This is a genomic window from Limosilactobacillus coleohominis, assembly GCF_016901675.1.
Taxonomy (GTDB): domain Bacteria; phylum Bacillota; class Bacilli; order Lactobacillales; family Lactobacillaceae; genus Limosilactobacillus; species Limosilactobacillus intestinavium.
In genome coordinates this window covers 1-6157 of the sequence record NZ_JACJKU010000081.1, presented here as the reverse complement: position 1 = coordinate 6157, position 6157 = coordinate 1, and the positions used below count along the sequence as shown (strand labels likewise).

Below are 6157 nucleotides of genomic sequence, written 5' to 3'. Positions count from 1 at the left end.
ATCGTAAGGCCTTCTACCAAGAGATATCACAGCTCCATCAACCAATAATCAATTGGTCAGTATTATTTATTTGAGTCCAGTGGCTAACTTATTCTTGAAATTTAGGAAAAGAAAATTATGTCTAATGAATAGCTTTATAATAAGAATCAGTCTAAGATTGAAAATGATATATAGATTACCACCAATAAGGATAAATTCAGAATGCATAACATAATTTTTCTTAAGGACCTAGATGGCAAAGCCCTAGATCCATACGTACGACTTAATGAAGCACAGCTTTTTCATGCGATGAAGCCTGGTATGTTTATTGCGGAAAGCCCAAAAGTGATTGAACGTGCTTTACGAGCAGGGTACCACCCAGCTTCTCTTCTGATGGAAGAAAAGACGTTCGAACGTGATTTAGATGATTTAGATCATGAAATGGCTGCTAATCAAACGACAGTCTTAGGCCAGACACCAATTTACGTTGTCAAAAGCGACATGCTTCGTCAGTTAGCTGGTGCTGGTTATAATCTTTTGCGAGGAGCGCTCTCTGCCATGTATCGGGTGCAGCGCCCAGACTTAACAAGCTTTTTAGCAACGATGCCAACTAATCACCCGCGGATTGCAGTTTTGGAAAGCGTGGTTAATCCTGCTAATGTAGGAGCGATAATGCGATCTGCGGCAGCCTTGAGAATAGATGGGGTAGTTATCACGAGTGATTCCGCTGATCCGCTTTATCGGCGAGCTAGTCGAGTCTCAATGGGAACGGTTTTCCAAGTACCGTGGACTTATGTTGATGCAAAGATTTGGCGGGCAGAGGGAATTGATCTGCTTCATCACTTGGGATATAAGACGGCAGCCATGGCACTCCGACATAATACCATTAGTATTGATGATCCTGAATTAGATCGAGCAGACAAGTTAGCGATTATTCTTGGGTCAGAAGGTCCGGGATTAAATGAGAAGACAATTAGTCAGAGCGATTTTACGATCAGAATTCCGATGGCTCCTGAAGTTGACTCTTTAAATGTCGCAGCGGCCTCAGCGCTAGCCTTTTGGGAGTTAGGTAATCAAAAATCTAAATAAAAGAATCCTCAAAGTTAGCGTTTAACTAGCTTTGAGGATTTTCATTTTAATGCTGCTTGAGCGGATGATGCAGTCGCCATTCCATCAGGCCAAATTCAATGATATTTGCTGATGCAAAGGCAGTCATTAAGCCAAGATTACTATTCTTTTGTAGGAAGATTCCGATAACACCTAAGCACAGGATAATGATCATCGCAGCAAAGTCATAATTACTAAATTGGAGATGATGTTGGTTATAACAACTGTATATCCAGAGACAGAGATAAAAGATAACCAAACTGCCAGCGATGAACAGACTGATGAAGGTTCGGGAAGCCTGATCATTCTTTAAATAGATAATGCCAGCGGTGATGGAAAGCAGGCTGATGATCATTATGATGTGGGTGTACATCGCAACAAAACCACGGGTATGTTGGTGATGATTAAGAAAACGTTCAACCAGTAGGGTATAAACACCAAAGAGAGCGGCCACTCCAGCAAAAATAATGATTGGTAGTGGTGAATAAATTGCACCGTTGAAGTACTGGGTAATATTAACCAGCGTTTCACCAAAAGTGATGATGATAATCAGGCTGAGACGTTCGACCAGGTGCGGAAAGTTCACTTGACTAGGCTGGTACATTTTGTACATCGCAAGGGGTGCCAAGAAACCGATCAAGCCACCAATTACGCAAAGATAGATTCCATAGTGATAACCCAGTAGTAATCCCGTGATGAAAAAGATGAGCTCAATTCCCAGGACAATGACAAACCCCTGAACATCACGATCCCGGCGCAGTTGTGTACCGGAACCGTAACAATACTGGAAGAGCATGTTGATGATTGTTAACAGCATTGCCAGGTTATAGCTGTGAAACGTTGTCCGCCACTCCGTATTAATGTTATTTGCTAAGTAAATGGCAACGAACATGCTGACTAATAGTCCGATGGTGTCAATGGTCCGACTAGTGCCAAAACGGTTAATATAAACTGTTTGGTAGAGCCACAGTTGCAAGACCATAATCACAACGATAATAAATTCACCATATATCACTGGTGACAAATTGCCACTATGGAGGTGATGGATCATCATTGTCATCCTAGAAATGGCATAGACGAAGATGAGGTCGTAAAATAATTCGAGCATCGAAACCCGTTTAGCAATTATCTTTTTCATAGGCTTGAATAATCCTCCCTGAATAATTGCATTAATACTATCATTATTTGACCAAGAATCGTAGTTAGTCAAAAGCAAAATTCATGGATACTATCATATTTTGTAAATAAAGAAATATGAAGGTAAAACCTTTTCTAATTAAATTTTAATTTAACTATTGCAATTCTCATTTTTGCATGATACTATACTAACAATCAATCAAAAGAAATAAAAAAAACGTTGACCGAGAATCGTCAATGCTGCTGAATCAAGAGAGCCGGTGGTTGGTGGAAACCGGTAGGAGGCAGTTGCGGCAAATCCCTCGCGAGTTGTATGCCGAAATAATAGTAGAACATACTGGTAGCAACCATTATCTTGCCGATTAATTGCCGTATTAGGCAGTTGATTGAGGCAACACTTGTGTTGTAAATAAAGGTGGTACCACGTTCAAAGACGTCCTTTCAGTTCTTAATAGAGCTGGGAGGACGTTTTTTTATTAGACATATTTAAAGGTGGTGATGGTCATGGCAGACAGTGGTATTTCAGACATTAGTAACATTAAAGAAAAATTAGAAAAGATTAGAACATGACCTGACCGGGTTATACAAATAATTAATTTGGTAACGGCGGCCAGGTCCCAAGGAGGATATTATTATGACTGCAAATCAAAACGTTACCTTAAATGACAAACAAGAAGCTTTCGCTCAAGCACTTTTCAAGGCTTACCAAAGTAAGCAACCACTGACAATGGATGATTGGGACGGGGTCGTCAATGATGACGATACAGCTTATGCGGTGCAAGACCGTTTCGTTGAACTGAAGGGACTCCCAACTGGCGGGTATAAAGTTTCATTAACAAGTAAGAAGACCCAAGATATGTTCGACTCTGACAGTCCACTTTATGGACAACAAGTTGATGCACACTTCTTACCATCACCTGCTTTACTCTCCCTGAAGGAACAAACAATGGCTCCACTGGTGGAAGTTGAACTTGGTTTCCGTGCCAAGACTGACTTACATGCTAGCGATTCAATGGAAGATTTATTACATAAGACTACAGTTTGTGGCACGTTAGAATTGCCTGACAGTCGTTTTGCTGACTGGTTCCCAGACCTGAATAAATTTAATGTCATGAGTGATTGTGCAGTTGGCGGATATGTAGCATATGGTCAAGAACGACCAACAGATGAAGTATTTAAGACCGTGGAAGATGCTGCCAACGTCAACGTAACCCTTTACCACGATGGTAAAGAAGTGGATAGCGGCAAATCAAGTGAAGTGCTTGGTAATCCACTAAAGTCATTACAATGGCTGGTTGGCAAACTTGAAGAACAAGGGAAAACGTTCCGTGCTGGACAATTAGTATCATCAGGAACTTTCCTCTTACCACCACATCTAACTGCTGGAAAGTGGGAAGCTAAATTTGATAATGGGTTCGGCACTGTGATTGTGAAAGTGACCGATTAAAGTTAAATATTCTACAGAGTTGTTTCAATAAAAGAGAAGGGGAGTTTTATTATGACAAGAAAAGTAGCAGTAGTTGGAATGGGTCACGTTGGTGCCACGGTAGCGCACTATTTAGTTTCAGGCGGATTTACAGATGACCTTGCATTATTTGATACTAATGAAGCCAAGGTACAAGCGGATGCTCTTGATTTGCGAGATGCAATGGCCAATTTGCCATAACATACAAATTTGACCGTCAACGATGCAAGTCAATTACGTGATTGTGATGTTGTTGTTTCAGCTTTAGGGGAATCAAAGTTGGTTGATACACCGGATCATGATCGCTTTGCAGAATTTAAATTCACCCGAACTCAAGTCCCATTGGTAGCGAAAATGCTAGTAGACAACGGGTTCCACGGTAAGTTAGTTGATGTTACCAATCCTTGTGACGTAATCACCTCAATGTACCAAAAATTAACCGGTTTGCCAAAAGAACACGTGATGGGGACTGGAACCTTACTAGACTCTGCGCGGATGCGGGCCCGAGTTGGTGAAGCACTGAAAGTTGATTCTCGCTCCGTTGTTGGTTTTAACCTTGGTGAACACGGCAATTCACAATTCACGGCTTGGTCAACGGTTCGGGTTCTCGGAAAACCTGTCACTGAATTAGCGGAAGAACGGGGATTGAAGCTGTCTGAGTTGGAAGAACGCGCCCGCCAAGGTGGTTACCTAGTATATCAAGGTAAGAAATATACTAACTATGGGGTTGCAACGGCCGCAGTTCGGTTAACCAATGCAGTGCTGAATGATGCCCGCACAGAAATGCCAGTTTCTAATTATCGTGAAGAATACGGTACTTACCTCTCATATCCAGCTGTCGTTGGACGTGATGGGGTAGTAGAACAACTACATCTAGATTTGACGCCAGAAGAAGAAGCAAAACTAGAAACTTCTGCAACTTACATCAAGGAACGGTTGAAGAAAGAAGAAGAGCGTGCAAACAATCTCGCTCAAGCAGAATAAACAGAAACATTAATTCTAAACGAAATTTACTAAGAGGAGTGACTACAATGACAAAGTTTAATTTTTCTAAACGAGTACCAGCGGACGGAACGGATGCGGTAGGTGCAATCTTAAAGGCAGCGGCGGATCCAAAGATTATTTCCTTTGCTGGTGGATTGCCCGCTCCTGAGCTTTTCCCTGTCAAAGAGATGAAAGAAGCTGTTGATCGCGTTTTCGATGAACATGGTCAAGAGGCAATGCAGTATGGGGCCGCAAAAGGGGTAACTGCTCTTCGTGAGTGGGTTCTCCAACATGTTAAAGAGAAAGAAAACGTGACTGGTCAACTGGAAAACGTTCTGATGACCACTGGTTCAGAACAAGCACTTGATTTGGTAGGGAAAGCCTTTGTAAATCCTGGAGATACTGTACTGGTGGAACAGCCAACTTATCTTTGTGCCCTGGATGTCTTTAAATCCTATGGTGCCAACTTTGTAGGGGTGGAAATGGATGAACAGGGGATGAAAATGGATGCCCTGGAAGAAGCATTGAAGGCTCACCCTGAAGCAAAACTGGTTTATACAGTACCAAACTTCCAAAATCCAACTGGACGAACCATGGCACTAGAACGACGGGAAAAGATGGCTGAACTAGCTGCAAAATATGATGTTTATGTTTTAGAAGACAACCCTTATGGTGAAATTCGCTTTAAGGGACAGCACGTGCCAGCAGTTAAGTCATTTGATAAAACTGGCCATGTCTTCTACATGGGTACATTCTCCAAGACCCTTGCTCCCGGGTTCCGTTTAGGATGGGTTGTTGCGGATGAAGACGTTGTTAGTAAGTTAACTGTGCTGAAGCAGTCAGCAGACCTGCACTCTGATAACTTAGCCCAATATGCTGTGGTAGAATTTCTGAACCAGAATGACCTTGATGCGCATGTAAAACAAATCAGTGATCTTTACGGAAAACGGAAGGCATTAATGACTGAAGGATTACAGAAATACTTCCCAGAAGGTGTTAAGTATACTGACCCAGAAGGAGGAATGTTCCTGTGGGTCGAAGTACCTGGCGTAGATGATACCGTTGAACTATTTAAGAAATGTTTGGAACACAACGTGGCCTTTGTGCCAGGCGATCCGTTCTATGCTGGTAAGCCGCAACCAGGCGCTTTCCGGTTGAACTACTCCAATGCCAAAGAAGACCAAATCAAAGCCGGGATGAAGCAACTCGGCGAAGCCCTCCAAGAGGCAGTTAATAATTAATGCCCCTTCAATATTGAAACAAAATAATATTTATAATCCCATCGGTAGATTGAATCTATTGATGGGATTTTATTGCGAAAGATAAATTTTGGGCAGTTTTTTGTATTGCATAACCCCAACGTTAAAGCTAAAATATTCCTAAATTTCAAGAATAAGTTAGCCACTGGACTCAAATAAATAATACTGACCAATTGATTATTGGTTGATGGAGCTGTGATATCTCTTGGTAGAAGGCCTTACGATA

The 6157-nt window shown here is 41.8% G+C and carries 4 protein-coding genes, 1 pseudogene and 1 other annotated feature; of the genes and pseudogenes, 4 read left to right on the top strand and 1 reads right to left on the bottom strand.

Annotated elements, in window-relative coordinates; translation table 11 throughout:
• Positions 1-201: 201 nt before the first annotated feature.
• Positions 202-1068, top strand: a complete 867-nt coding sequence (locus tag H5975_RS07020; RefSeq protein WP_204785446.1) for a TrmH family RNA methyltransferase — start codon at positions 202-204, stop codon at positions 1066-1068.
• Positions 1069-1114: 46 nt separating this feature from the next.
• Here H5975_RS07020 and H5975_RS07015 read toward each other — a convergent pair whose 3' ends face one another.
• Complete coding sequence (locus H5975_RS07015; RefSeq protein ID WP_239473171.1) at positions 1115-2224, bottom strand: low temperature requirement protein A; 1110 nt, start codon at positions 2222-2224, stop codon at positions 1115-1117.
• 210 nt (positions 2225-2434) lie between these two features.
• Positions 2435-2667 (top strand) — a binding site (T-box leader).
• A gap of 190 nt (positions 2668-2857) precedes the next feature.
• Between H5975_RS07015 and H5975_RS07010 the strand changes: the two genes are divergently transcribed.
• The 3 genes and pseudogenes from H5975_RS07010 (at position 2858) to H5975_RS07000 (ending at position 5913) form a co-directional block, all read left to right on the top strand.
• Positions 2858-3670, top strand: coding sequence for a 2-keto-4-pentenoate hydratase (locus H5975_RS07010; RefSeq protein ID WP_204785445.1), 813 nt, complete (start codon positions 2858-2860; stop codon positions 3668-3670).
• Between the two features lie 51 nt (positions 3671-3721).
• Positions 3722-4672: pseudogene (locus H5975_RS07005) on the top strand (L-lactate dehydrogenase).
• Between the two features lie 47 nt (positions 4673-4719).
• A complete protein-coding gene (locus H5975_RS07000) occupies positions 4720-5913 on the top strand; it encodes a PLP-dependent aminotransferase family protein (RefSeq protein WP_204785444.1) in 1194 nt (397 codons plus the stop codon).
• Positions 5914-6157: the final 244 nt, after the last annotated feature.

Excerpts from the sequence above, each read along its gene's own strand:
- H5975_RS07020 (WP_204785446.1), top strand. The coding sequence starts at position 202 with ATGCATAACATAATTTTTCTTAAGGACCTAGATGGCAAAGCCCTAGAT.
- H5975_RS07015 (WP_239473171.1), bottom strand. The coding sequence starts at position 2,224 with ATGAAAAAGATAATTGCTAAACGGGTTTCGATGCTCGAATTATTTTAC.
- H5975_RS07010 (WP_204785445.1), top strand. The coding sequence starts at position 2,858 with ATGACTGCAAATCAAAACGTTACCTTAAATGACAAACAAGAAGCTTTC.
- H5975_RS07000 (WP_204785444.1), top strand. The coding sequence starts at position 4,720 with ATGACAAAGTTTAATTTTTCTAAACGAGTACCAGCGGACGGAACGGAT.